Below are 24,094 nucleotides of genomic sequence, written 5' to 3'. Positions count from 1 at the left end.
ACCCATGGACCTCGCCGCGATCCTCGCCCCCCGAACCGGGATCATCCGCCGGATCGAACGCAACGCCATTCCCGCCACCCTGCCGCCCGAATTCACCATGTACACCGCCGTTCTCTCCGACACCACCAGGTTCTCCGCCTGGGCCAGTGACTTCGCCGGAGCCGGCTACGCCCTGCTCGACGACGACGCCGCCCTCGGGCCCGCCGTCGGCGAGGCCGTCGAACGCTACTGCGGGAACCTCGTCCCCGCCGGACTGCGCCGCGCCACCCACAAAGAGCTCACGGCGGACCGCGCCACCGTGCTTGACCCGCGCTCGGTGGTGCTGTACTCACCCGCCCAGTACGCCGGGCCCTACTTCCCGTTCACCGAGTACCGCGAGGATCTCGAGCTGGAATGGACGTCCGGCACCGACCTGCTTGCTGGCACCCCCGTCTGGGTACCCGCGCAGCTCGTCTGGGTGTCCTACGCCCACCAGGCCCAGGCCCGCGGGTTCCCCTACCTCAGCCCGGTCCTCAGCGCCGGCCTGGCCGCCGGTATGGACCAGCGCTCGGCGCAATGGTCGGCGATCTGCCAGATGATCGAACGTGACACGCTGACCATGGCCTGGCACGGCCGCCGGCCGCTGCGGGCCATCACCCCGCCCCCCTGGATCGCGCAGCTTGCCATGGGCGCGTACGGAAGCATGACGACCCGGTTCGTCGAATTCCCGAACGAGTTCGGCCTCGTCGTCGTCGGCGCCCTGGTGCACGACACGGCGACCGGCTACCTGACCATGGGAGCAGCGTGCCGGACCACCACCACGCCGGCGCTGCGCAAGGCCCTTGCCGAAGCCTTCCAGCTGCAGATGTTCGTCGCCGACCTCGACGACTCCGACGGCCCCTACATGCGCGCCGCACGCAACCCGCACAGCCCCCTCAAGCCGTGGCGAGCTGACCGACGGTACCTCGACGACTGCCGAGACGACCTGGCGGACGTCGTCGAGTACTGCACCCACCTCCAGCTCTTCCTCGACTCTCGCCTGCAGGACCGGCTGGAGGCCGAACTCGCCGAGGCCCTCACCGGCACGATCGGCTGGGAGACCCTCGACCGGGACGCCCGGCACGCCGGAGTCGACGACCCGACGGTGCTCGCGCGCACGCTCGCCGACGCCGGCCACCCGGTGACATCGGTCGACGTCACCACCGAAGACGTGCGCCCCACCGGCATGCGGGTCGTGCACACCTTGGCCCCCGGCCTGTACTCGAACACCTCTGTCGGCCTTCCGTTCCTCGGCGGCGCCCGGCTGGCCAGGCAACTCGCCGCGGCGGGCACCACCCGGCGCGACCTCCCGCTGCCGCATTAGCGCATTAGCGACGTAACCGAAGGGACGAGTGTGGCCGAGGACGTCACCGCGCTGGAGCGTATCCGGCGGGTCCAACAGGTCCTCAATGGTCCGCCGACCCGGCAGGTGATGCTCGACGGACTGCGCGCCGCCACCTGCCGGATTCCGCTGCCGGCACCGCGCGCGGACCTGCCGGTCGAGTTCGGCCAGGTGCTCGCGGCACGCAGGTCCTGGTACCGGTTCGATGCCGAGGCGCCGACCGCCGAGAATGTCTCCTCGCTCCTACGCTGGGCGGTGGGTCCGCAGCGGGATGTCCGACTGCCCGACGGCAGTCAGCACCGGATGTGGATGGCGCCGTCGGCAGGTGGCCTGCATTCACTGTCCATCTATCTCGTCATTGCGCGCGGTGCGCAGCTGCCCGGCGGCGTGTTCCGGTACGACGCCGAGGACCACTGCCTGCAGACGTTGCGGTCCGGCGAGCCGACGGCGGCGTTGCGTTCGGTGCTGGTCCAACCCGAGTTCGCCGAACGGGCGCCCATGGCGGTCGTCGTAGTCGCCCGGCTCGACACGACTCTCGTGAAGTACCCGGCACGCCATTACCGCACCCTGCACCTCGACGCGGGAATCGCCGTGCAGAACCTCTACCTGGTCGCGGCCGCACTCGGGCTGGCCGGATGCGCCGTGACGGCCTTCGACGACCAGGCCCTCGCCGAGTTGCTGCGTCTGCCCGACACGATGTTCCCGACCGTCGTGTTCCCCGTCGGCCGCCAGCCGGTCCGACCGCCAACCAGGCATGCGAGCTGACTACATTTCACTATCGCCGGCCGCGCCGGCCGCCGCGGCCGGACGTGGGCGGACGTGGGCGGACGAGGTGCCCAGGCCCGTGGGGCCGCCGAAGGGCCGTACTCCCGCCGCTGGGTGGTACCGCAGTTCGGACTCCTCGTACCGATGCGTGCCCTCATGCCAGCGGAGGATCCCGGCCAGCCAGTTCTGGAGTTCCCGCGCGTAGCCCAGCAGCGCCTGCCGCGCCGACGCGTCCAGGGCGAAGCTGTCGAACAGCGCCGGAAGCTCGTGCGCCACGATGTGCTCGAACTGGCGTATCCGGGAGGTCATCAGATCGTTGACCACCGCGAGGGCACGCTCCCGGTCGCAGTCGAGGAAGTTCTCGACGACGAGGACACAGTTGTGGATCTCACCCTCGAACTGGATCTCCTTCTGATAGGAGAAGACGTCGTTGAGGAGACAGGCGTAGTCCGCGGCCGCGTTCTCCAAGGCCTGGATCGGCCGGGTGCGGTAGATCTCGGGTGGCACGGTCTGTTCCTGGGCCAGCCGGGCCAGCCGGGCCAGGCTCATCGTCAGATCCGAACCGAAGGTCGCCCGGCGCATCTCAATGTAGTCGATCGGGTCGGGAATGCGATTCTGGGCCTGGTTTGCCAGCTCCCACAGCCAGCTGTCGATCATAACCTCGACGGTGCCGCGGAACGTCTCGCGCGCGCCTGGCGCCATGGTCTCGGTGGTGCGCGTCCACAGGTCGGCCAGACCGCGTTCCAACGCGTTGGCCGGCACCGCGGTGACGGGGGAGTCCAGCGGCATGAACTCCGACAGCCGGGCGTTGCACACCTTGGCCCCGAGGATGTCCCGGGTGCGGCCGAAGATTACCGGGTAGTAGTCGTCGGCGTAGGTCCCCCAGGTGAGCCAGTCCGTCGTCAGATTCAGTTCCGGCAGGGTCGCGTCCGGATGGATTCCGGCCGAGCACAGCGCGAAGTCGAACGCCCGCAGTTTGTGTTCGTCCCAGATGCCCGGAATCGGGTCCAGCATCCCTACCGCCCGGGCCCAGATGATGTTTTCCCGGCGGGAGGCGTCCAGATGTGGGCTCTGCCCGGTCGAGAAGGGCATGCAGAAGTCGGGATGGCGCAGCGGCCCGACGATCTGGTGCGGGATGTGCGTGAAGGAGCGGATCCGGCGCGGTGTGGTGGTGACGAGGGACGGCACAATCCGGGCCGCCGAGGTACCGAGACCGGTGAGTCCGAGGAGTCCGCTGAGCTCGCCGCTCTCAGGCGCCACGGCCCGGTTCATGTACCGGCTCGAGCGCAGGTGCCATTCGTGGCCCCCTGACTGCCAGTCCTGCAGACCCTTCACGTACGCCAGGACCTCCAGCCGGCTCCCCGGGTCGACACCGTGCTCCTCGAGGACCGCCGGCAGTTCGGTGACCGCGGTGTGCTCGAACTGGTGCAGCCGCGAGGTGAGCAGGTCGTTGACCGTGTCGGCGGCCTCCTGGGTTCCACAGCCGAGGAAACGTTCGATGACGAGCACGCCGTTGCTGAGCTCGCCCTCCTCTTCGACCTCGCGCTGGTAGGAGAACAGGTCGTTGCGCAGATGCACGGCGTCGGCGAAGGTGTCCCGCAGTACCTGCAGCGGCCGGGTCGCCGCGACCTGGGCCGGCACCTCGGCGTCGGCGGCGTGCTCGACGAGGTTCGCCGACCAGGGCGCGCCGCCGACCTTGCGCCGCATCTCGACGTATTCGATCGGGTTGGCGAGCCTGCCGGCGTTGATGTTGGCTAGTTCCCACAGGGACTCGTCCAGCAGGTTCTTGGTGCTGACCGCGAACCGCCGCCGCCAGTCGGCGGAACGCTCCGGGACGGTCCGGGTCCACAGGTCGGCGAGTCCGCGTTCCACCGGGTTGGTCGGCGTCTCGGTGATCTCACCGTCGACGGGCATGAAGGCGGGCAGGCGGTCGAGGTAGGCCCGGGCGCCGGCCATGTCGTGGGACCGCTTGTACAGCTCCAGGAAGTGGTCGTCGAAGTAGAAAACCCAGACATACCAGTCGGTGACCAGATCGAGTTTTCGGCTGACGGAGTCCGGATGGGTGTATGCACAGAGCAGGGCGTAGTCGTGTGCGTCGAAGTCGGCCTCGGTCCAGATCGCGGTTCCGTGCTGCGGAGAGTCGATCATCTCCATCTCGTCGGCCCAAGCCCTGCTGTGCACGCGGGCCTGTTCCAGGTTCGGATTGAGCCGTGCCGGATAGGGCACGTAGAACTCCGGTAGCGTGAAAGGCTGCATGACCCGCTGGTGAACCCTTCTCGGTCACGGGCTGGACGGCCGGCCCCGAAAGTCGGCCGGATACGGATCCTTATCCGTATCCGGCACCGGTGCACCTTCCCCGGGGAACCGGCCCCGGGGAAGGTGCACCGGGTCTGCCGAGGTGGCAGCGGAGAAGTGAACGTTCGGGGCGGCCGGGAGAGATCGGGCCGGGATGCCGCGGAGCCCCGCGGAGCCCCGCGGAACCCTTCCGGAACCCAGCGTGATCTCATGTGATCTCATGTGATCTCGCGTAATTCCGCGTAATTCCGCGGGTTCCGGGTGGTCCCAGCGGCTCGCGCGGCCGGGTGTCACCGACCGATCTCGACGTTCTCCAGGATACCGAGCGCGTCGGGGACGAGCACCGCCGCGGAGTAGTACGTGGTCACCAGGTACGAGATGATGGCCTTGTCGCTGATACCCGCGAATCTCACGGACAGGCCGGGCTCGTATTCGTCCGGCAGGCCGGCGTGGTGCAGGCCGATCACCCCCTGGTTCTCCTCACCGGTGCGCAGCGCGAGGATGGACGTGGTACCGGTCCCGCTGATCGGAATCTTGTTCAACGGGAGCAGGGGAACGCCACGCCAGGCCGGCACGTGCTGGTCGTGGAGGAGGACGGTGGCCGGGTAGATGCCACGGGCGGTGCATTCCCGGCCGAACGCGGCGATGGTCCGCGGGTGGGCGAGCAGGAAATGTGTGCTGCGTCGGCGGCTCAGCAGGTCGTCGAGATCATCCGGGGTAGGCGGACCGCTCCGGGTGTGAATACGCTGACGGAGGTCGGCGTTGTGCAGCAGCCCGAAGTCGGGGTTGTTCACCAGTTCGTGCTCCTGGCGTTCGCGCAGGGCCTCGACGGTGAGCCGGATCTGGTGCTCCAGCTGGTTGTGCGGTTCGTTGTAGAGGTCCGCCACCCGGCTGTGGATGCGTAGCACGGTCTGGGCGACGCTGAGCTCGTACTCGCGGGGGGCCAGTTCGTAGTCGACGAACGTCCCCGGCAGGTCCGGTTCCCCGGTGTGCCCGGCGGCGATCGCGATCTCCGCTTCGCCCAGGCGGTTGCTCGGGGGCTGGAGCCGGGTCCGGTACTCGTCGAGGTGACGCCGCAGCTCGTCGGAGGAGTCGGCGAGTTCGGAGAACTGCTGGCGCGACAGGACGAGGGCCGTCGTACCGGTGAGTGCGCGGGCCGTGAACTCCCAGGTCAGGTCCTCCTCGACCAGCGCCTCGTCACCGAAGTACTCGCCGTCGGCGAGTACGCCGAGTTCCCGCTCGTCGCCGTACTCTCCGAGGCCGAACCTGCCGACCTTACCGTGCGCGATCAGGAACACCTGGTCGGCGGCCTGACCGCTCTCCACCAGCACGTCTCCGGCAGCGAATTCCCGTTGGGCGAAGCGGTCCGCGAGCGCATCGAGCACCTCGCCGTCGAAGCCCCGCAGGGCGGGCAGCTCGCCGAGTTCGCGCGGAACGACCCGGACCTCGGATCCGGTGGTCGTGAACGTGAGGAGTCCGTCCCCGAGTACGTAGGTCAGACGGCGGTTGACCCGGTACACGCCGCCGGACGCCTGGACCCATGGCAGTATCCGCAGCAGCCACCGGGAGGTGATCTCCTGCATCTGCGGAACGGACTTGGTGGTCGTCGCGAGATTGCGCGCGGCCGCCGTGCTCAGACTCAGCCGGGGCTCTTCGCCGCCGGCATCCGTACCGGCCTGCACGGGTTCGGTCATGACAGACTCCACCTATCTCTGGTTTTCGCAGGGGCAGTTTTCCCACTGGGAGTGGGGGTTTACACTGGGGGTATGGGGGTTTTCCCGGAGTGCGGTTTCTATTGACCCGACGCACATGTAGAAGGCGCGGCCTGTGCACGGTCATAGGAATGTGCGGGCGTGACGGATCCCGGCGGCTGGCCGCCGACCGCAGGTACATCGAACCGACACGAAATGCGGGACGTCGAAGTTCCGATGCTGCGCTGGGTGAGTCCCGCCTTCCCTGAGTAGCGATGACATCTATGGGCGCTCCGTTGGTGTAACCCCCCCCATGGCGTCGAGTCAACAGGAGACCTGCGCTTGTCTCGAACGGAACGCGCGTCGTCTCGCCGCGCATGGGAAGCCTCCCGCATCGATCCCACGGGCGGCAAGCACTTTGCGGAACCAATCAGATCTGGTCCGGGCAGACCGGCCTGCTCTAGTCCTCGGCCCGGCCCGGCGACCACGCACCGTAAAGGGCGGCCAGGCGTTTTCTCGATCGTTTTCCCGGTGTCCCGGACGAACTGTCGGTACGCGGCGGACAGGAGTACCGTCCTCCTTTTCCGCTGGTTGATCCAGTCCGCCGGTGGATCAAGCGCCGATCGGCGCCCGTGTCCCGACCGTGGTGATATCGGGTCGAAATCTGGTCCGGCTGGCGGTCGGAGCGTTCGCGGAGTCCGCGCGCAAAATTCCTTCGGTGATATTCGTTCGCGCCGCGGAACATAGCCAATTTCCGGGGAACCCGGGTGGGAGCGCCGTCGTCTCCCTCGAGTGCGGCGTGCGGGTATTTCTTCACCCCCTGCGGTGGGCCGGAAACGTCACGGCGACGGGGACGGAGACGGCGCGTGGCGTCCCACCCGGTCCAGACCTGCCGCGCCGGCCCGTCCGCGGCAGATCCGGACCGGTTGCGGACTTCTCACGACACGCCGTAGACGCTGACCGCTTCTCCTGGTCAGGGCCTCGGCCCGAGTGCCCGTCCCGGGCCCGCAACCGCGGCCTGGTCCGATCATCCGCCGGATGCGGCGGCCCAGCGGCCCAGCGGCCCCGGCGGGGCCAAAGGCCTGGAGATTGCGGGACCTGTGGCCATTGCGGGACCTGTGGCTATGGCCGAAAAGGGGTATCCGTCCGCCCGGCACGGCTGGTCGGATGATCGACCCGAGGCGCATCGTATCGAGCCGGTCCTGCCGACCGAGGGAGCCATTGCCTCCCGGCAACGGCGCCGGCCGAATCCCGCGATGCGAGGGGCATGCCTCGGCCGGTCGCCTTCGGTTCAAGCTTCGACTCAAGCCTGGACGCCAGGAATTATCACTATACGTGTCTTTGGGAGGGTATCGGCGTTATTCCGTCGTACGCGCCGGTCGGCGTGACCGGTGCGGCGTGACCGGACGGCGCAGGTGCTCCCAGGCATCAACTCACCGTCATCGCGCCGACGGGTTACTAGGAATTATGAGCTACTCATGGGGCCGTTTAGGTGGCTACTTCGTACTGGCCCTGATTGGGGACGTCGGTAGGCGGCGAGCTGCCCCGGCCGGATCGGGGCACTCTCGGTACCCCGATCCGGCCGGGGCAGGTTGACGAGCCCAACGTGCCGGTTGGGCCCCGCCGGTCGGGCGTCCTCGATGCCGCGCGATTTCGAGTGCCGTCTCGGGGCACGCCGACATCGAGGTCTCGATGGGCGGACCGTGATGAGGAGGACATCATGCCGATCAATGACGCTGGGTTCGACGGCGGCCGAGCGGCGCAGTTCTCCCACGACGACGTCGTGGGAGTCCTGCTCGAACAGCACGCCCGCATCCGCGAGCTGTTCGCGGACGTGAAGTCGGCGGCGGGCGAGCACAAGCGCCGGGCGTTCGACGAGCTGCGGGCGTTGCTCGCCGCGCACGAGACCGCCGAGGAGATGGTCGTGCGGCCGGTTACGAAGAAGATCGACAGCCGGGTGGCCGAGGCGCGCAACCACGAGGAGGACGAGGCCACCCGCGTGCTGCTGGCGCTGGAGAAGATGGATGTCGGTAGCGCCGAGTTCGATGCGAAGCTGGCGGACTTCGAACGGGCCGTTGTCGACCATGCCGAGCATGAGGAAAACGAGGAGTTCCCCCGGGTGCACGCGGCCCGCGACGCCAGGCAGCTGGAAAGCATGGGCCGTCGGCTTCGGACGGCGGAGAAGTTCGCTCCCACCCATCCGCACCCGTCAGCCGCCGGTTCGACCGCCAAGCAGTGGACGGTAGGTCCGATCGCCTCGGTCATCGACCATGTCCGGGATGCCGTGACGCGGCGGGGTGCCGTGGACTGACGCCGTGCTCCTGCCACCCGCGTCGCGGTGTCGTCGTCGCCACGGACCCCCGGGTCGGGGCCGGCGGCGGACGGTCGCGCGGCGTCCGGGACCATCCGCGGTTCGGTGGCCCCGGGCGTCAGCGCCGGCACGGCAACCCCTCCGGAACAGGATGCCCTCCGGAACAGGACGGAGGGTCGGCTCGCCGGATGGCCGGCTCAGGCGTGGGTTCCGCCGGAGACGAGGGAGAGCGCGGCGGTCAGCGGATGGGCCGCCGCGCTGAACGCCGCCATCTGGTCGACCGACCAGGTACCTAGTAGGACTTGATTAGGTCTGTCTGTGGTTGTACTGACTGTCGTCTTCATGCGTGTGGCGGTGGTTGGTATGGAACTGGGTGAGATGGGCCGGGTACGTCCGGTGATCGAGCGGTTTGCGGGTGAGATGTTCGCGGACCTGCCCCGGCGGGACCAGCGGGGTAAGGGTGAGCTGTACGTGCAACGGCTGCTGACCGACGGCAAGCGCAAGAGCATGGTCCCGATGGCCGCCCGCCTCGGTGTGGACCCTCAGCAGCTGCAGCAGTTCGTCACCAGCTCGACCTGGGACTACCGCCAGGTCCGGCGGCGGCTGACGGGCTGGGCGGCCGGGTTCTGCGACCCGGTCGCGCTGGTCGTGGACGACACCGGCTTTCCCGAAGGACGGGCCGCCTCCCCCGGGGTGGCCCGGATGTACTCCGGCACCCTGGGCAAGGTCGGGAACTGTCAGATCGGGGTGTCCGTGCACGCGGTCACCGACTGGGCGTCGGCCGCGGTGGCCTGGCGGCTGTTCCTCCCGACCTGCTGGGACGACACCACCCTGACCGACCCGACCGAGGTCGCCGCCGCCCGGGCCCGGGAACGGGCCGCGATCCCCGACAAGGCGCGGCACCGGGAGAAATGGCGGCTCGTCCTGGACATGATCGACGAACTGGCCGGCTGGGGCATGCCTGTGCGGCCGGTCGTGGCGGACGCCGGCTACGGCGACGCCGCTGCCTTCCGCCAGGGGCTGACCGACCGGAACATCCCCTACGTGCTGGCGGTGAAGCCGACCGCGACCGCCTACCCGGCCGACGCGGTGCCGGTCACCGCCCCCTACCCGGGAAACAGCCGGCGGCCCACACCCGCCTACCCCGACCCGCCCCGCGATCTGAAATCCCTGGTCATGGCCGCCGGCCGCCGCACGGGCCGGTCTGTGACCTGGCGTCACGGCACCCACCGGACCCCGGCCAACCCGACCGCGGGGATGCGGTCCCGCTTCCTCGCGCTCCGGGTCCGCCCCGCGGGCCGGAACATCACCCGTAACCCCGACCGGAGCCTGCCCGTCTGCTGGCTGCTCGCCGAATGGCCAGTCGGCCAGCCCGAACCCACCGATTACTGGCTGTCCACCCTGCCCACCGGCATCCCCCTGCGCGATCTTGTTCGTCTCGCGAAGATCCGCTGGCGGATCGAACACGACTACCGCGAGTTGAAAGACGGCCTCGGCCTCGACCACTTCGAGGGCCGAACCTTCGCCGGCTGGCACCGTCACGTCACCCTCGTCAGGGTCGCCCAAGCCCTCTGCACCCAGCTGAGACGAACCCCAAAAGTCCCTGCGCCGGCCTGACCCTCTACGGAGTCCTCCGCACCCTCCAGGCCCTGCTCGCCGTCTGGACCGGCGCCTGCCCCACCTGCCAACGACCCTTCACCCACACACCCACCGTCACACAACACCTATCCGGAGTCACCTATCCGGAGTCACCTAACGAAGTCCTGCTAGAGCCTGTTCCGGGTTCGGATCACAGGCGGGATGATCGCCTTTCGTGTTCGGGTGCTCCGGCTGGTAGCACGGTTGTATGACTCGTGGCGACCTGACCGACGGTGAGTGGGAGCTGATCGAGCCGTACCTCCCGCTGGGGGCCTCCGGGCTGATCCCTGACCTGCGCAGCTACGTCAACGCGGTGATGTGGAGGTTCCGGACCGGCAGTCCCTGGCGGGACGTGCCCGAACGCTACGGCTCCTGGTCGACGATCTACGACCGGTTCCGGCTGTGGGCGCAGGACGGGGTCTTCCAGACCCTCATGGACGCGATGATCACCGAGGCGGCGGCGCGCGACGATGTCGATCTCAGCCTGGCCAGCGTGGACTCCACCGTCGCCCGCGCGCATCACCACGCGGCGGGCATGGTGGTCGACCCGGATCTCCTGGTCGACCTGGAGAAGGCCCTGACGGAGGAAAAGGGGCTTCAGAAACCGGGCAAAACGACTGTGTGACCGAGGCGCCCGAGGGTGGTGAGGAAGCCGAACGGGCACGGCGCCGCGCGGTACGCCGACGCCGCAGGGCTCGGCTGACCGCCGCCGAGCTGGGACGTTTCCGGGGCGGGCTGACCAGCAAGGTGCACCTCGCGACCGACCGGCGCTGCCGCCCGCTGTCCATCGTCCTGACCCCCGGACAGGCCGCGGACAGCCCGCGTTTCCTCCTGGTCCTGAAGAAAATCAAGGTGCCCGGTCGGGCGCCCCAGGACCCGGCCGGACGCGGTCGCCGGCGACAAGGCGTACTCCTCCCGCGCCAACCGCGCCCACCTGCGCGCCCGGAAGATCCAGGCGGTGATCCCGGAGAAGGCCGACCAGAAGGCCAACCGCAAGAAACGCGGCAGCCTCGGTGGCCGCCCGGTCAGCCACGACGCCACGCTTTACAAGGACCGCAACACCGTGGAGCGCAGCATCAACAAGATCAAGGAATGGCGGGGTCTGGCCACCCGCTACGACAAGACACCCGAAAGCTACGCCGCGGGACTCCACCTACGCGGATCCATCCTCTGGCTACGCAGCCTCCCGACCCCATGATCCGAACCCAGAACAGGCCCTAGGTGACGCCGCCCCGGTGGCTGATGGTGATCGTGGTGGGGTTGGGTGTCCCGGGGTGAGGCGCTGGGCGGCCTGTGGGCGTGTTCCCGGGGATGGAGGCAACGGGGCCCGGTAGGGACGGGATTGCCTAGATCTCACCCCCGGGAGGCCCCGTTGCCCGTCCAGTCTCGCAAGCCAGCAGAGGTGTCCCACCCGGCCGGGGAAGCGCAGGAGGCGCTGGCGGTGCTGGCCACGGCGGGCGGGCCGGTGGCGGAATGTTTCGAGCAGATCCCGGACCCGCGGGACCCGCGCGGGGTACGTCACCGGCTGCCGGTGGTGCTGTCGCTGTGCGCGGCGGTGCTGTGTGGGGAGAGCGGCCTGGCCGGGGTCGCGGCCTGGGTCGCCGCCGAGGGCCCCGGCGACCCGACGGGTGAGGGCTGTCGGTGGCCGAGGCCGGGGATCGCGGTCGACGGTGCTGTCAAGTTCTCGGCTCTGTCGCAGATTCGGTGGTGACGGAGGGCAACGTTAGCCGAGCAAGATCCGATGTCGGAGGAGCGCGAACCCTGCTCGTCCGTACATCTGACGCTTGATCAGTTTGGTTTTGGTGTTGACGCCTTCGGTCCCGCCGTTGTGGTAGGCGCAGGTCAGGGCGGCGTTGACGGCGTCGCGGTCCAGCTCGAGTCCGCGGGTGAAGGCGTGCAGGTGGGGCAGGTCTTCAGTCCGTGCCTGGCTGATCCAGGCGGTCAGCCGTTCGGCGTTGCCGTCGGCGGGGGTGAGCATGGCCGCGAAGGACCGTACGAGCCCAGCGAGTGCGGTCATTTCCGGGCAGGCGGCCATGAGGGTGTCGAGCAGCTCCCGCTGGTGGTCTTTGAGCTGGTCGGGGGCGGTGAGCAGGTGGCGGGTAAGGCGTCGTGGCGAGATCGCCGGCCGGTCCGACTCGACCCGGCCTTGGGTGATGTACCGGTAGAGCAGGTTGAGGTTACCGGTGTAGCCGAGATCCTTGATCTCGGCGAACAGGCGGAGAACGGGGACTGCTGGGTCCTGCTCACGCCGCTGGCGTAGGTGGTCGCGCTAGGGGTCGACGAGGGTAGGACGGTACTGCGGTGCCCGGATGAGACGCTCGGGCTCACTGATCCGCGCGTAGCGTGTGACCGTGTTCAGGGTGAGGCCGAGGCGGCGGGAGCACTCCAGCAGGCCGACGCCCTTGTCGAGCAGGTTGTGGACCTGCGCCCAGCGTTCGCGGGTGGTTATCGCCCGGGCGCCCTCGCGGATCGGCGGTGGTGCGGCCTTGGCCCGGCAGGTGCTGTGCGCGGCGACCTTCTGGCGGACGGCCTCGGCGAGGTTGTTGGGTCGGACCGGGGCGCCCTGCCGGGGTTGCTCCCGGTGGGTTTCCCCGGTCCGCCCGCCGAACCCGGCGTGCCCGTCTCCGGGCACCGGGCTCTCCACTCGATCATGCCGTCGGGGTTGGGCCTGTCAGGGCATCCGGCCAGGGGGTGGGGATGTTGCCGCCTCGGTATCGGTAGCGGGTGATCGGCACCTGGCCGAGGTGGAACAGCGTCATCCCGTCCAGTTCGATGTCTTTCCGTCCTCCGTGCGGAGTCCGGAGCCATCGCCGGATGGCCGTCCAGCTCCGGCGGTGCCGGTGCATCACCCAGCGGATCATCCGCCACCAGACGAAGGTGTGCAGACGGGCCAGGGTGTGCTTGGCGACCCAGGGTGACCCGCAAAGTCATTGATGCAGGTCAGCGGGGTTGTCGAGAGTGAGGATGGCCAGGAGCAGGGCGTTGTCGTGTCGGATTCTGCGGATGGTCGGGGCGATGCGGTTATGGCCAGCGAGGCGAATCAGCCCGATGATCAGGTTACGGAGTGTGGTCATGATGCGGGGCAGTGGGCCGGTCCGAACCCGCGAGGCATCCTCACGGAACGTCACATCGCGCACCCAGTGGACCTTGTTCTCGATCGTCCAATGCCCTCGGGCGTAGCCCGCGAGATCAGCGGGTGTGACCGCGTCGAGGGTGAGGCTCGTCAGGACGTGGACCGTGACAGTGCTCGGGATCGTCCGGGTGACCCGGGCCCGGCCCGTGCCGGTGGTCACGGTCCGCCGGACATGACGGCGGATCCGCGCCACGGTGCGGGCATGGGGATAGCGGGCACGGATCGCCTCGCTGGCCTGGGCCAGCTGGATGGTGCGTCGTTCGAACCGTCCATGGGCCCTGCCCTCGGCGCTGTGCCCGATCGGGATCTTCGTCCAGTCGGTCGCCTGGTGGCAGTCGACCGACAACGCCGGGGTGTTCGCCTTCACCGTGAACACGAAGTGCGCTCCCAGCTCGGTGACGATCAGGTCGGCGTGGGCGCGGGTCGTGTGCAACGCATCAGCGGTCACCACCACCCCATCCAGCGGATCATGGGAATGCAGTTCGCGGAGCAGCGGTGCGAACGCGGTGACCTCGTTCGTCTTCGCGCCGACCTCATGCTCGGCGAGCACCACACCCGTGCCGTGTTCGGCGACCGCGAGCAGGTGCGGTGCCCGCCCCTCAGGCCCAGCCGCGCCACGCAGGGTCTTCCCGTCGACCGCGACCACCCGCCGCCCACCACCACGGGCCTGGCGGGCGCGGGCCGCGGCGAACATCCCGACCGCCCTCGCCAGCGCCGAGCTGTCCACCGCGGACAGGACCCGGATCATCGTGTCCACCGACGGTGCCTGCGGCTGCCCGGTCACCGGATGGACCCGCGCCCCGAGAGCGGTCAGGACCTGCGTCGGGGCGTGCGCAGCCCAGGCCGCGATCTCCTCCACCGACTTCTCCCCCGCGGCGACCGCTGCGGCGGACAGTCCCAGGATCACCGGGAGCCGGTGACGTATCCCTCGCGGGTCCCGCGGGTCAGGCACCCCGGCGAGTACGTCGGCGAGCCCCTGCACCTCACCGCCGTGCGCCCCCAGGACCCGCAGCGACCGCCGCATCCGGACCAGCTGCCCCGACCCGGCCTGTCCGAGATCGGTGGGAGTGACGGGCATGCGAGACTGGACCGGCAACGGGGCTCCCTACGGCTGGTGATCTAGGCAATCCCCGTCCTACCGGGACCCCGTTGCCTCACCGCAGCCACCCTCACCGTGGTGGCCCGCCGTTGTTCCCCCGGACCCCACGGCCCCACCGCCCCACCCACCCCACCGGCTGTCACAGAACGTCATCGGTGGCGTTTCCGCCGGCGCCGGAACCCACCCTCACACGCGCTACTCACAGCGACGAAACAGCAGCCGGGCCCGGATCCTCACACCACCACCGGCCCCAGCCCCCCGCACCCCGTCTCACACCGTCTACCTGCACAAACAGACTTTGCGGGTCACCCTGCTTGGCGACCGCGTGCTGGAAGTAAGCGGCCCACCCGCGCGGGATCTGGTTGATCCGGATCAGTGCGATTCTGTAGTCGAGATGCGACAACTTCCGGGTCAGTGATCTGATCTTCCGTTTCAGCGACGCGACAGGTTCGTCGGCGATGAAGGGGTAGACGTGCCAGTTGTCCGTTCCTCGCTTCCGCTTCCAGACGATGCGGAAGCCGAGGAAGTCGAACCCGTCCGCGAGGTGGACGATCCGGGTCTTGGCCGGGGACAGGGCGAGCCCCATTCCCGCCAGGACTCTGCTCACCTGGCCGTGCAGGGCGTCGACGTGTTCCCGGGTGCCGTGGACCATGACGACGAAGTCGTCCGCTTATGCCGAGGTCCGGGTTATGCCGGCTCTGGCTGTGATTTGCCTGGTCAGGGCGGTGAACGGCTACCTGATCTCGGCATAACCCCAGGGCTCCGGCGAGGTAGCGCAGCGTCATAGTTGGTAGCTGTTGGTAGCCTGCCTGGTGATCACTTCTGGGCATCCGATGGGCGATTGATTGTCGCTAAAGCTCGTCGTGGATTCGTGCCATAGCAACTTGACCTGGCGCCGACCGTGATTCGACGGCGCATTTGGCGTCACTGGGCACGCGATTATCTGGAAATGCTTGACGGGATGCAGGCTCCCCGTTGAGAAAGAAGTGGCCTTCCGCTTGGGACAATGTAAGTACCACCAAACAAACCCCCAAGACAGAAGGCCACCACGTGACATCATGCCAGCCTGACCCCTGCATGTCCAACGAGCCTGTCGATTGCGAGCAGCTCGACATCTCCAGCCTGCTCGCGATGCTCGGCGAAATTCCCGACCCACGTAAGGCGAAGGGAGCGATCTACAGCCTGCGGTACATCCTGCAGGGTGACCCGCAAAGTCTGTTTGTGCAGGTAGACGGTGTGAGACGGGGTGCGGGGGGCTGGGGCCGGTGGTGGTGTGAGGATCCGGGCCCGGCTGCTGTTTCGTCGCTGTGAGTAGCGCGTGTGAGGGTGGGTTCCGGCGCCGGCGGAAACGCCACCGATGACGTTCTGTGACAGCCGGTGGGGTGGGTGGGGCGGTGGGGCCGTGGGGTCCGGGGGAACAACGGCGGGCCACCACGGTGAGGGTGGCTGCGGTGAGGCAACGGGGTCCCGGTAGGACGGGGATTGCCTAGATCACCAGCCGTAGGGAGCCCCGTTGCCGGTCCAGTCTCGCATGCCCGTCACTCCCACCGATCTCGGACAGGCCGGGTCGGGGCAGCTGGTCCGGATGCGGCGGTCGCTGCGGGTCCTGGGGGCGCACGGCGGTGAGGTGCAGGGGCTCGCCGACGTACTCGCCGGGGTGCCTGACCCGCGGGACCCGCGAGGGATACGTCACCGGCTCCCGGTGATCCTGGGACTGTCCGCCGCAGCGGTCGCCGCGGGGGAGAAGTCGGTGGAGGAGATCGCGGCCTGGGCTGCGCACGCCCCGACGCAGGTCCTGACCGCTCTCGGGGCGCGGGTCCATCCGGTGACCGGGCAGCCGCAGGCACCGTCGGTGGACACGATGATCCGGGTCCTGTCCGCGGTGGACAGCTCGGCGCTGGCGAGGGCGGTCGGGATGTTCGCCGCGGCCCGCGCCCGCCAGGCCCGTGGTGGTGGGCGGCGGGTGGTCGCGGTCGACGGGAAGACCCTGCGTGGCGCGGCTGGGCCTGAGGGGCGGGCACCGCACCTGCTCGCGGTCGCCGAACACGGCACGGGTGTGGTGCTCGCCGAGCATGAGGTCGGCGCGAAGACGAACGAGGTCACCGCGTTCGCACCGCTGCTCCGCGAACTGCATTCCCATGATCCGCTGGATGGGGTGGTGGTAACCGCTGATGCGTTGCACACGACCCGCGCCCACGCCGACCTGATCGTCACCGAGCTGGGAGCGCACTTCGTGTTCACGGTGAAGGCGAACACCCCGGCGTTGTCGGTCGACTGCCACCAGGCGACCGACTGGACGAAGATCCCGATCGGGCACAGCGCCGAGGGCAGGGCCCATGGACGGTTCGAACGACGCACCATCCAGCTGGCCCAGGCCAGCGAGGCGATCCGTGCCCGCTATCCCCACGCCCGCACCGTGGCGCGGATCCGCCGTCATGTCCGGCGGACCGTGACCACCGGCACGGGCCGGGCCCGGGTCACCCGGACGATCCCGAGCACTGTCACGGTCCACGTCCTGACGAGCCTCACCCTCGACGCGGTCACACCCGCTGATCTCGCGGGCTACGCCCGAGGGCATTGGACGATCGAGAACAAGGTCCACTGGGTGCGCGATGTGACGTTCCGTGAGGATGCCTCGCGGGTTCGGACCGGCCCACTGCCCCGCATCATGACCACACTCCGTAACCTGATCATCGGGCTGATTCGCCTCGCTGGCCATAACCGCATCGCCCCGACCATCCGCAGAATCCGACACGACAACGCCCTGCTCCTGGCCATCCTCACTCTCGACAACCCCGCTGACCTGCATCAATGACTTTGCGGGTCACCCTGGTACATCCTGTCGACCTCGCTTGTCTCGACGATGACCGGCGCAAAGCGCCTCAGTGAGCCTTTCCCGGTAACCGCCTGTTGCGCTGTGTAGCAGCGGTGGGATGTTTGTGTGGTGGCTGTCAGGTGGTGCGGCCGTGTTCGGTGTGGAGGATGACGAGGGCGGCCTTCGTGATCTGGCCGATCTTCCAGGGGTCGAGGGTGACGTTCCGCAGCGCGCGAAAGGTGACCTTGAGCAGGGCGTTCGCGCGTTCACCGACGGCGCGTAGCGGGTTGTGGGTCCTGTTGTGGTTCTGCTGGTCGAGGGTGAGCCCGCCGCCCTTGGCTCGCTTGGCAGGGATGGTGACCTGGTCTCGTAGCCCTTCGTAGCCGAGGTCGGTGAGGATCTCACCGACCTCGGTGGTCCAGTCCGCCGGGACCGGTAGGGCGCCGGAGGCGCGCAGGGCGGTGGAGTCGTGTTCACGGCCGGGGCGGACGTCGGAGGTCCACAGCGGCCAGCCGTCGTCGGGTGCGGAGACGACCTGGATGTTGCCGCCGTGGTTGTGGGCTTTGGCCGACCACCACAGGTCCACGCCCGGGGTCGGGCCGGGCAGGCGGACCCGGTCGGTCTCGATGACCGTGCCGTCGACGATCACATGGTCGTAGCCGGCGGCCTTCGCCGCGAGCAGCGCGCCTGGCAGGTCAGACATCCCATGGTTTTCGTTGTCAAGCGGCGACGTCGAGTGTTGCTTTCTGTGTCCATGCGGTTGCCTCACTGTAGGGGGTGTGGGTCTTGAGGCAGCCGTGCAGGATTCCGACGAGCCGGTTGCCGAGCTGGCGCAGCGCGGCGTGGTGCGACGTGCCGCGCGCGCGGATCGCGTCGTAGTACGACCGGGCGCCCGGGGATGCGCTCAGGGCCGAGAGCGCCTGCTGATGTAGCGCGTCGGCGAGCCGGTTGTTGCGTGCGTAGCGGGCCAGGACCGTCTTCTTCTTCCCGGAGGCGCGGGTGATCGGGCTCGTGCCGGCGTAGTTCTTCCGTGCCTTCGCGTCGGCGTAGCGCGTCGGGTCGTCACCGAACTCGGCGAGCACCCGGGCCGCGAGGACCGGTCCCAGGCCGGGCTGGGACAGCAGGATCTTCGCGTCCGGGTGCTGGTCAAAATGGTCCGCGACCTGCTCCTCGAGCCGGGCGATCTCGCCGTTGAGGGCTGCGAGCAGCCCGGCCTGGGCGCGCACGACCGCGGCGTAGGCGGTGGTCGCCGCCGGCGTGACGGGCAGCTGCTCGGCCCGCAGCGCCGCCCGGATCGCGGCCGCCCTCTCGGGGATCTTCCGCCGGCGGGCGTGCCTGAGCGCGGCGCTGATCTGCGCAACGGTCAGCCTCGCGGCCTCGGCCGGCGACGGCGCCTTCGCGAGAAGCTCCAGCGCGTCAGGGGTATCGAGGTCGTCGAACGCGGCCAGCGCGGCCGGGAAGAACTCCAGGAGCGCCGAGCGCAGCCGCTGGGTCTGGCGGGTCCGGTCCCAGATCAGGTTCTGATGCGCCCGCGCCACGATCTTCACCGCCTCGGCGGTGTCACTGTCCCCAGCGACCGGCCGCAGCTGGTGACGGTCCGTACGGACCATGTCCGCCAGGCTGTGCGCGTCGCCGGCGTCGCTCTTGGCACCCGACGTCGAGTACCGCTCCCGGTACCGCGCCGCCTGCAACGGGTTCACCGCGATCACCTGGTAGCCCGCCGCGACGAGCGCCCGCACCCACGGGCCGCGGTCGGTCTCGATCCCGACCACGACCTGCTCCGGGCCGGCGTCCTCGGCCAGGTGCCGCCCGATCAGCGCGTGCAGCCGGGCGATCCCGGCCACGCCCTCCGGCAGCCGGCCCTTCGCCAGTCGCCGACCCGTCTCGTCCTGCACCTCCACATCGTGGTGGTCCTGCGCCCAGTCGTCACCGACGAACAGCATCCGGGTCTCCCGTCTCTCGGCACCAGGTCCGGCAGCCTCCAGGAGATCCACCACACCCTAATGGTCAAGTGCTCACGCCACGATCAGCGGGCACGACATCCCATCTGTGGTCCGCTCTCCCGACCACCGGCAGGGGCACGGTCTGACCTTAGGACTCGTCCTGCGTCCAGGGGCCTCGAGTGCTCACCTGCTGGCGGCTACCGGAACCGAGCCTGCCTCACGGCTGCCCGGTATGTCCCATTAGGGGCCTGCCAGGCGAGCACGGCGATGCCCTCGTGCAGGTAGCGGTAGCCCGCCGACCGGCTTACCCGATGATCCTTGCAGAGCTGGCGCATTCTCGTGCCGTCGCAGAACCAGCGCAGGACGAACACGGCCTGATCCCAGCACGACAGCCGCCGTGTACCCGCCCTGGTACCCCTGCGTTTCCGTTCCGCCACGAGCAGTACGGCCCGTCGGGCAACGGTATGCGCGCCGAGGGGCAGCTCGGCGGTGTATGTGACACTCATGGACGACGCGGGGCCTCTTGGAAGTCGGTCTGTAAGAGCCTGTCCTGGATCTTTTTGCATATGCGGAGCGTGACGGAAAGTTGGTGTGGATGTTGCTCAATGCCACTTCCACTAAGTCGATCAAGCTGCTACCTGGGGTTTCGTGGGGTTGGCGAGTCTGATCGTGGGCGGGGCGTGGTGGCGGAGGCCGCGCTGGCCGGGTTTCTTGACCGGATACTGGTTGTGGCGCGCCCGGTGGACGACGCGGGGGTAGGTGCGTTCGCGGCGGGTGTTGAGCCGGGTCGGTCGGGTGATGTCGGTGGCGGTCTCACCCTGAGTGCGTGCCCGCTGGTCAGGGGGAAAAAGCCGGGTCGGTGACGACCCGGTCCCGGATGATCCTCACAGCGCGTTTGAACTTGATCCGGTCGGGGTCGATCCCGGCGGCGGTCGCGGCCTGGCAGGTCAGCGCACTGATCGCGTGGTGGGTGAGCAGGTAGCCGTAGATCTCCTGGTAGACGGTGTCGGGGTGCTTCGAGCGCAGGACCTTCCCCGGGCCGCGTAGGTAGGTCTTGAGCTGCTTGTTGCCGATCTCGTGTTCCCATCTGTGCCGATACGCCCCGGCCAGGGCGGTCGCGGTCGCCTCCCGCGGGTCACAGATCGTGGTGAGCAGGCCGATGATCTCGTGTTTCCCGTCGCCGTCGCGGTCGGGCACGTCGTACTCGACGAGACGGGCGTAGCGGGCCTTCGCCGGATCGAGTACCTCACCGGCCCGGGCCGCGGCGACGAGTGCGTCCCGCGCCTTCCCACCGATCTTCGGGTTGACTAGGACCGTCAGGTACGAGCCGTCGGACAACGCGCGTAGCGGCGGTAGCCGCAGGCTGGCCTTGACCCGCCACAGCAACGCCGCGCCGGTGTCCGCGGCGGTGCACCAGTCCGTCCAGGAGTAGAAGTTGCGGTCCGCGAGCAGAAGCCAGCGTTCAGCCAGCCGCGGGTACAGGGTGCGGGCCAGGGCCTGCTCGCTGGCGGACTTCGCCCCACCGGCCGGGCCGAACGCGGCCAGCACCGGCGCGTGCGAGGCGCACTCGGACACGGTGACCGCGCGGACCTTCGGGAGCGCCCCCGGCGCGCCGTCACGGCCCGCGGGCAGGCCGAACGCGGCGACGTTCTCCCTGGACGCGGGCACGTCCCACTCCAGTCCGTCGATACTCATCAGCCGCCACGGGCCGAGGAACGCCCCGACCGTGTCGAGGTCCGCGACCGGCCCGGCGACCTGGCAGAACAGTTCCGCCAGCGGCGCTGAACCGAGCCGCTGGCGGGCTTTCGTCAACCCGCCCGAGGTCGGTTCCCACCGCGGCCCCACCACATCGAGATCGTCCAGGGTGGCGGCGAGCCGGCACGCGACCGCCTCGTAGTCGTCGTCCGCGAACAACGCGAGCGCCATCACGAAGTAGACCGCGACCCGCGGCGGGATCGTCGTGTCGGAACGCCGGGCACCTCTCCCGGTCGCCTCGATCGCCCCATCAACCGCGTCCCGCGAGACGAACGACGTCAGGACCCCCAACGAGATCCAGTCCGTCAGCTGGCTACCCGTGTCCGTCACAGCCCAGGATCATGCCGTCAACCCGGCAGATCCACCCGAACCGACACACCACAGCCAGCCAAGATCCAAATAGTGGAAGTGGCATTGGGATGTTGCTGGTGGGGTTTGGACGGGGGTGATGGCGGCAGGGGCTGGTCATGGTACGTACACACCGGTATCCATCGGATCTGACCGACGCCGAGTGGGCGCTTGTCGAAGCTGTGTTGCCGCCGGTATCGAAGGACGGCCGGCCCGAGGCGCACTCTCGCCGGGACATCGTGGACGCCATCCTGTACGTGACACACAACGGGATCGTGTGGCGCGCGCTGCCGGCGGGCTTCCCGCCGTGGCAGACGGTCTACGGCTTCTTTGACCGGTGGAAGAAAAAAGGCGTGACCGCCGGGATCCATGACGCGCTGCGGGGCAGGGTCCGGCTCGCGCGGAGCCGACCGCGGGGGTGGTGGACTCCCAGTCGGTCAAGGGCGCCCAGACGGTCGGCGCCGACTCCCGCGGCTACGATGCCGGCAAGAAGGTCAACGGCCGCAAGCGGTTCGTGATCGTCGACACGCTGGGTCTCCTGCTGACCGTCCTCGTCGTCCCTGCCAACGTCCAGGACCGCGACGGCGGCCGGCGCCTCCTGATAGACCACTACTTCACCCATCATCGCTGCCGTCATCTGTTCGCCGACGGCGGTTTCGCTGGCCAGCCTGTTGCATGGGCGCGGACCATCATGAGGACCACCGTCGAGATCGTTCGGAAGAAACCCGGTCAGAAAACCTTCGAGGCCCTGCCGAAACGATGGGTGGTCGAACGTACCCTTGTCTGGCTCACCGCCCACCGGCGGCTTGCCCGCGACTACGAACGCCACCCCGCCACCTCCGCATCGTTCATCCACTGGGCGATGATCCGCACCATGGTCCGCCGTCTCGTTCGCGGGAATCCCGTCCCACGCCGGCAACCCCGCGACACTACAGAGCGTTAACATCACTCAAGATCCAGGACAGGCTCTCAGCGCTGCTTCCCGCCCTCCCCGGCGTCTCCCGGGTCGGACTGCGCTCAGCTCCCACCGGACTGCTGCGACAGCCCAGCGAGGAGGTCTCGCACCTCCCTCGATCCTCAGCGCCTCACGGCGCACCAGCGCCTCACGGCGCACGCGCCAGACGTGCCAGCGGTCGCCGACCTGGACCGCGTCGGGCAGGACGCGGCGGACGGCTTCGGCGTAGGCGCCGGAGCCGTCGCGGCAGACGATCTCGACACCGGGGTGAGCCCGCAGCCACGCCTCGAAGGAGCCGGCCAAGCGGCCGGGCAGGATGTCGACCCGCTGCCGGGTCTCGGCGTCGATGAGCACGGTGGCGTAGCGGCGGCGGCGCAGGGCGAAGTCGACGCCGAGCACGCGGGGCACCCGCCGCGCGGGCAGCGGCAGCCGCAGCAGCGCCCGCAGAGCGGTGTGCCGGGAGACAACCACGCCCAGCGCGGACAACACACGCGCACCCGCGCGGCCCGCTAACTCCCGCACCACCACACCGACCTGGCGCGCAAGGCGGGACGTGCGGCGCTGGTAGCGATCAAGGACTCCGGGAAGCTGCTCGCGGAACGTCTGCCGGCAGCCCCGGGTCGGACACACCAGCCGGCGCACCCGCACCACCACGACCACCCGACGCTCGTCGAGGGGCAGGTCGGCTACCGTCCGCAGGTGGTATCCGTGCACCCGCGACGTCTCGGCACCGCAGCTTGGACCGCTCGCCGTCGCGTCCGGCGTCCGCGCTCGCAGCCGGACCAGCTCACCGTCGTCGACCACCTCCTCCACGACCAGCGGCGACAGCCCCGAAAACGCCACCTTCACCAGACGATCCGCTCCACACATGACACATCGTGTCGACTCGTACCCAGCGGATCACGGACATTCGGGATCAAGCCTCAGCAGAGACCACGCTCCGTCACCACCGAATCTGCGACAGAGCCGACCATTGGACAGGCTCCTGCGCGGCGCCGCCGGCCCGGACGGGAAGACCCCGCACCTGCTCGCAGCGGTCACCCACGCCACCGGCGCGGTGCTCGCCGAGCACCAGATCGGCGCGAAGACCAACGAGGTTCCCGCGTTCGTCCCGCTGCTGCGCGAGCTGCACACCTACCACCCGCCGACCGGCCACGTGATCACCGCTGATGCCGCCCACACCAACCGCGCCCACGCCGAGGCGATCGTCACCGAGCTCGGCGCGCACTTCGTGTTCACCGTCAAGAACAACACCCCCGCCCTGGCCGTCGACTGCCACCAGGTGACCGACTGGACGAAGGCCCCGATCGGCCACACCACCGAGGGAAAGGCCCACGGCCGGCTCGAGAAGCGCACCATCCAGCTCGCCGAGGCCAGCGAGGCGATCCGCGCCCGCCACCCGCACGCCCGCACCGTCGCCCGGATCCGCCGCCGGACCACCCGCACCGTCACCCGCGGCACCCCCCGGCGCCGCGTCACCCGCAGGACCACCACCACAACCACCGTCCACGTCATCACCAGCCTCGCCCCCGGCGAGGTCACCGCCGCCGAACTCGCCACCTACGTCCGGGACCACTGGACTGTGGAGAACCGCGTCCACCGGGTCCGCGATGTGACGTTCCGTGAGGACGCCTCCCGCGTCCGGACCGGCCCCCCGCCCCGCGTACTGGCCACGTTCCGTAACCTTGCCATCGGCCTGCTCCGCCAGGCCGGACACCCCCGGATCAGCCCCACCCCGCGCCGCCTCCGCCACGACCCAGCCCTGCTCACAGCCATCCTCGGCCTCGAAAACCCGGCCTGACCAGCATCAACGACTTTGCGGCACGCCTTGGCGGTGGGGGTGTGGCGGCGGGAGACGTGGCCGCGGGCAAAAAAATCGCTATAGTGTTCCGCGGGATCTGACGTGCGCGCGTTCTCACTCCGGATGCAGGTAGGGGAGCGCCGAAGGCTTCGCCGGTCACGTAAGGATCCGTAATGAAGTAAGTA

14 protein-coding genes and 6 pseudogenes are annotated in these 24,094 nt (G+C 69.1%); 10 read left to right on the top strand and 10 right to left on the bottom strand.

All coding sequences use genetic code 11. The features are described from left to right. Nucleotides 1–4: 4 nt before the first annotated feature. Together FRANCCI3_RS21410 and FRANCCI3_RS21405 are read left to right on the top strand one after the other, a co-directional pair. Nucleotides 5–1,342 carry a YcaO-like family protein gene (locus tag FRANCCI3_RS21410; RefSeq protein ID WP_011438588.1) on the top strand — a complete coding sequence of 446 codons (1,338 nt, stop codon included), beginning with the start codon at nucleotides 5–7 and terminating at the stop codon, nucleotides 1,340–1,342. A 30-nt stretch (nucleotides 1,343–1,372) separates the two neighbouring features. Next, on the top strand, nucleotides 1,373–2,125 hold the full coding sequence (locus tag FRANCCI3_RS21405; protein ID WP_011438587.1) for a SagB/ThcOx family dehydrogenase: 753 nt from the start codon (nucleotides 1,373–1,375) through the stop codon (nucleotides 2,123–2,125). On the opposite strand, the gene FRANCCI3_RS21400 is transcribed toward FRANCCI3_RS21405, so the two are convergent. Both FRANCCI3_RS21400 and FRANCCI3_RS21395 read right to left on the bottom strand, forming a co-directional pair. Next, a complete protein-coding gene (locus FRANCCI3_RS21400) occupies nucleotides 2,126–4,381 on the bottom strand; it encodes a family 2 encapsulin nanocompartment cargo protein terpene cyclase (protein ID WP_011438586.1) in 2,256 nt (751 codons plus the stop codon). Nucleotides 4,382–4,710: 329 nt separating this feature from the next. Next, nucleotides 4,711–6,114: a family 2B encapsulin nanocompartment shell protein gene (locus tag FRANCCI3_RS21395; RefSeq protein WP_011438585.1), complete on the bottom strand. Its 1,404-nt coding sequence runs from the start codon at nucleotides 6,112–6,114 to the stop codon at nucleotides 4,711–4,713. 1,717 nt (nucleotides 6,115–7,831) lie between these two features. Between FRANCCI3_RS21395 and FRANCCI3_RS21390 the strand changes: the two genes are divergently transcribed. From FRANCCI3_RS21390 to FRANCCI3_RS28820, 4 genes and pseudogenes are all read left to right on the top strand, one after another. Next, the gene (locus FRANCCI3_RS21390; protein ID WP_011438583.1) at nucleotides 7,832–8,422 is read left to right on the top strand and encodes a hemerythrin domain-containing protein; all 591 of its coding nucleotides are present in this window, start codon (nucleotides 7,832–7,834) and stop codon (nucleotides 8,420–8,422) included. 363 nt (nucleotides 8,423–8,785) lie between these two features. Continuing rightward, nucleotides 8,786–10,039, top strand: a complete 1,254-nt coding sequence (locus tag FRANCCI3_RS21385) for an IS701 family transposase (RefSeq protein ID WP_041258262.1) — start codon at nucleotides 8,786–8,788, stop codon at nucleotides 10,037–10,039. Between the two features lie 229 nt (nucleotides 10,040–10,268). Next, nucleotides 10,269–11,258 (top strand): annotated as a pseudogene (locus FRANCCI3_RS25125) (IS5 family transposase). Nucleotides 11,259–11,432: 174 nt separating this feature from the next. Beyond that, nucleotides 11,433–11,771 (top strand): transposase family protein, encoded by a 339-nt coding sequence (locus FRANCCI3_RS28820; protein WP_083503475.1) that lies wholly within the window; start codon nucleotides 11,433–11,435, stop codon nucleotides 11,769–11,771. 12 nt (nucleotides 11,772–11,783) lie between these two features. Here FRANCCI3_RS28820 and FRANCCI3_RS25120 read toward each other — a convergent pair. The 3 genes and pseudogenes from FRANCCI3_RS25120 to FRANCCI3_RS21335 form a co-directional block, all read right to left on the bottom strand. After that, nucleotides 11,784–12,605, bottom strand: a pseudogene (locus tag FRANCCI3_RS25120) (transposase); the annotation flags it as partial. 382 nt (nucleotides 12,606–12,987) lie between these two features. Beyond that, the gene (locus FRANCCI3_RS21340; RefSeq protein ID WP_049760812.1) at nucleotides 12,988–14,271 is read right to left on the bottom strand and encodes an ISAs1 family transposase; all 1,284 of its coding nucleotides are present in this window, start codon (nucleotides 14,269–14,271) and stop codon (nucleotides 12,988–12,990) included. A 220-nt stretch (nucleotides 14,272–14,491) separates the two neighbouring features. Then, nucleotides 14,492–14,944: a group II intron maturase-specific domain-containing protein gene (locus FRANCCI3_RS21335; RefSeq protein WP_011438578.1), complete on the bottom strand. Its 453-nt coding sequence runs from the start codon at nucleotides 14,942–14,944 to the stop codon at nucleotides 14,492–14,494. 425 nt (nucleotides 14,945–15,369) lie between these two features. Here FRANCCI3_RS21335 and FRANCCI3_RS28445 point away from each other — a divergent pair, with 425 nt between their 5' ends. Both FRANCCI3_RS28445 and FRANCCI3_RS21325 read left to right on the top strand, forming a co-directional pair. Beyond that, nucleotides 15,370–15,603: a hypothetical protein gene (locus FRANCCI3_RS28445; protein WP_041258047.1), complete on the top strand. Its 234-nt coding sequence runs from the start codon at nucleotides 15,370–15,372 to the stop codon at nucleotides 15,601–15,603. Nucleotides 15,604–15,823: 220 nt separating this feature from the next. Continuing rightward, nucleotides 15,824–17,107: an ISAs1 family transposase gene (locus FRANCCI3_RS21325; protein ID WP_049760812.1), complete on the top strand. Its 1,284-nt coding sequence runs from the start codon at nucleotides 15,824–15,826 to the stop codon at nucleotides 17,105–17,107. A gap of 136 nt (nucleotides 17,108–17,243) precedes the next feature. Here FRANCCI3_RS21325 and FRANCCI3_RS21320 read toward each other — a convergent pair. The 4 genes and pseudogenes from FRANCCI3_RS21320 to FRANCCI3_RS21305 form a co-directional block, all read right to left on the bottom strand. Next, nucleotides 17,244–17,804, bottom strand: a pseudogene (locus tag FRANCCI3_RS21320) (transposase family protein); the annotation flags it as partial. A gap of 22 nt (nucleotides 17,805–17,826) precedes the next feature. Then, a complete protein-coding gene (locus FRANCCI3_RS21315; RefSeq protein WP_011435467.1) occupies nucleotides 17,827–19,050 on the bottom strand; it encodes an IS110 family transposase in 1,224 nt (407 codons plus the stop codon). 206 nt (nucleotides 19,051–19,256) lie between these two features. Next, nucleotides 19,257–19,556, bottom strand: a pseudogene (locus tag FRANCCI3_RS21310) (IS5/IS1182 family transposase); the annotation flags it as partial. A gap of 331 nt (nucleotides 19,557–19,887) precedes the next feature. Further along, nucleotides 19,888–21,135 (bottom strand): IS4 family transposase, encoded by a 1,248-nt coding sequence (locus tag FRANCCI3_RS21305; RefSeq protein WP_011438575.1) that lies wholly within the window; start codon nucleotides 21,133–21,135, stop codon nucleotides 19,888–19,890. A 137-nt stretch (nucleotides 21,136–21,272) separates the two neighbouring features. Here FRANCCI3_RS21305 and FRANCCI3_RS21300 point away from each other — a divergent pair. After that, nucleotides 21,273–22,096: pseudogene (locus FRANCCI3_RS21300) on the top strand (IS5 family transposase). Nucleotides 22,097–22,252: 156 nt separating this feature from the next. Here the strand turns inward: FRANCCI3_RS21300 and FRANCCI3_RS21295 are convergent. Next, nucleotides 22,253–22,978: pseudogene (locus FRANCCI3_RS21295) on the bottom strand (ISL3 family transposase); the annotation flags it as partial. 103 nt (nucleotides 22,979–23,081) lie between these two features. On the opposite strand from FRANCCI3_RS21295, the gene FRANCCI3_RS21290 reads away from it, so the two are divergent. Continuing rightward, nucleotides 23,082–23,909, top strand: coding sequence for an ISAs1 family transposase (locus tag FRANCCI3_RS21290; protein ID WP_049761017.1), 828 nt, complete (start codon nucleotides 23,082–23,084; stop codon nucleotides 23,907–23,909). Nucleotides 23,910–24,094: the final 185 nt, after the last annotated feature.

Origin of the sequence: Frankia casuarinae (assembly GCF_000013345.1) — a bacterium.
In the GTDB taxonomy this organism is placed as follows: Bacteria; Actinomycetota; Actinomycetes; order Frankiales; family Frankiaceae; genus Frankia; species Frankia casuarinae.
Note: the sequence above shows the minus strand (reverse complement) of the source record. Positions and strands in the feature narration are given on the sequence as shown.

What these genes read in the sequence shown, in the direction of transcription:
- FRANCCI3_RS21395 (WP_011438585.1), bottom strand. Translation starts at nt 6,114, where the DNA reads ATGACCGAACCCGTGCAGGCCGGTACGGATGCCGGCGGCGAAGAGCCC.
- FRANCCI3_RS21390 (WP_011438583.1), top strand. Translation starts at nt 7,832, where the DNA reads ATGCCGATCAATGACGCTGGGTTCGACGGCGGCCGAGCGGCGCAGTTC.
- FRANCCI3_RS21325 (WP_049760812.1), top strand. Translation starts at nt 15,824, where the DNA reads ATGCCCGTCACTCCCACCGATCTCGGACAGGCCGGGTCGGGGCAGCTG.
- FRANCCI3_RS21315 (WP_011435467.1), bottom strand. Translation starts at nt 19,050, where the DNA reads ATGCTGTTCGTCGGTGACGACTGGGCGCAGGACCACCACGATGTGGAG.
- FRANCCI3_RS21335 (WP_011438578.1), bottom strand. Translation starts at nt 14,944, where the DNA reads ATGGTCCACGGCACCCGGGAACACGTCGACGCCCTGCACGGCCAGGTG.
- FRANCCI3_RS21340 (WP_049760812.1), bottom strand. Translation starts at nt 14,271, where the DNA reads ATGCCCGTCACTCCCACCGATCTCGGACAGGCCGGGTCGGGGCAGCTG.
- FRANCCI3_RS21385 (WP_041258262.1), top strand. Translation starts at nt 8,786, where the DNA reads ATGGAACTGGGTGAGATGGGCCGGGTACGTCCGGTGATCGAGCGGTTT.
- FRANCCI3_RS28445 (WP_041258047.1), top strand. Translation starts at nt 15,370, where the DNA reads ATGTCCAACGAGCCTGTCGATTGCGAGCAGCTCGACATCTCCAGCCTG.
- FRANCCI3_RS21400 (WP_011438586.1), bottom strand. Translation starts at nt 4,381, where the DNA reads ATGCAGCCTTTCACGCTACCGGAGTTCTACGTGCCCTATCCGGCACGG.
- FRANCCI3_RS21410 (WP_011438588.1), top strand. Translation starts at nt 5, where the DNA reads ATGGACCTCGCCGCGATCCTCGCCCCCCGAACCGGGATCATCCGCCGG.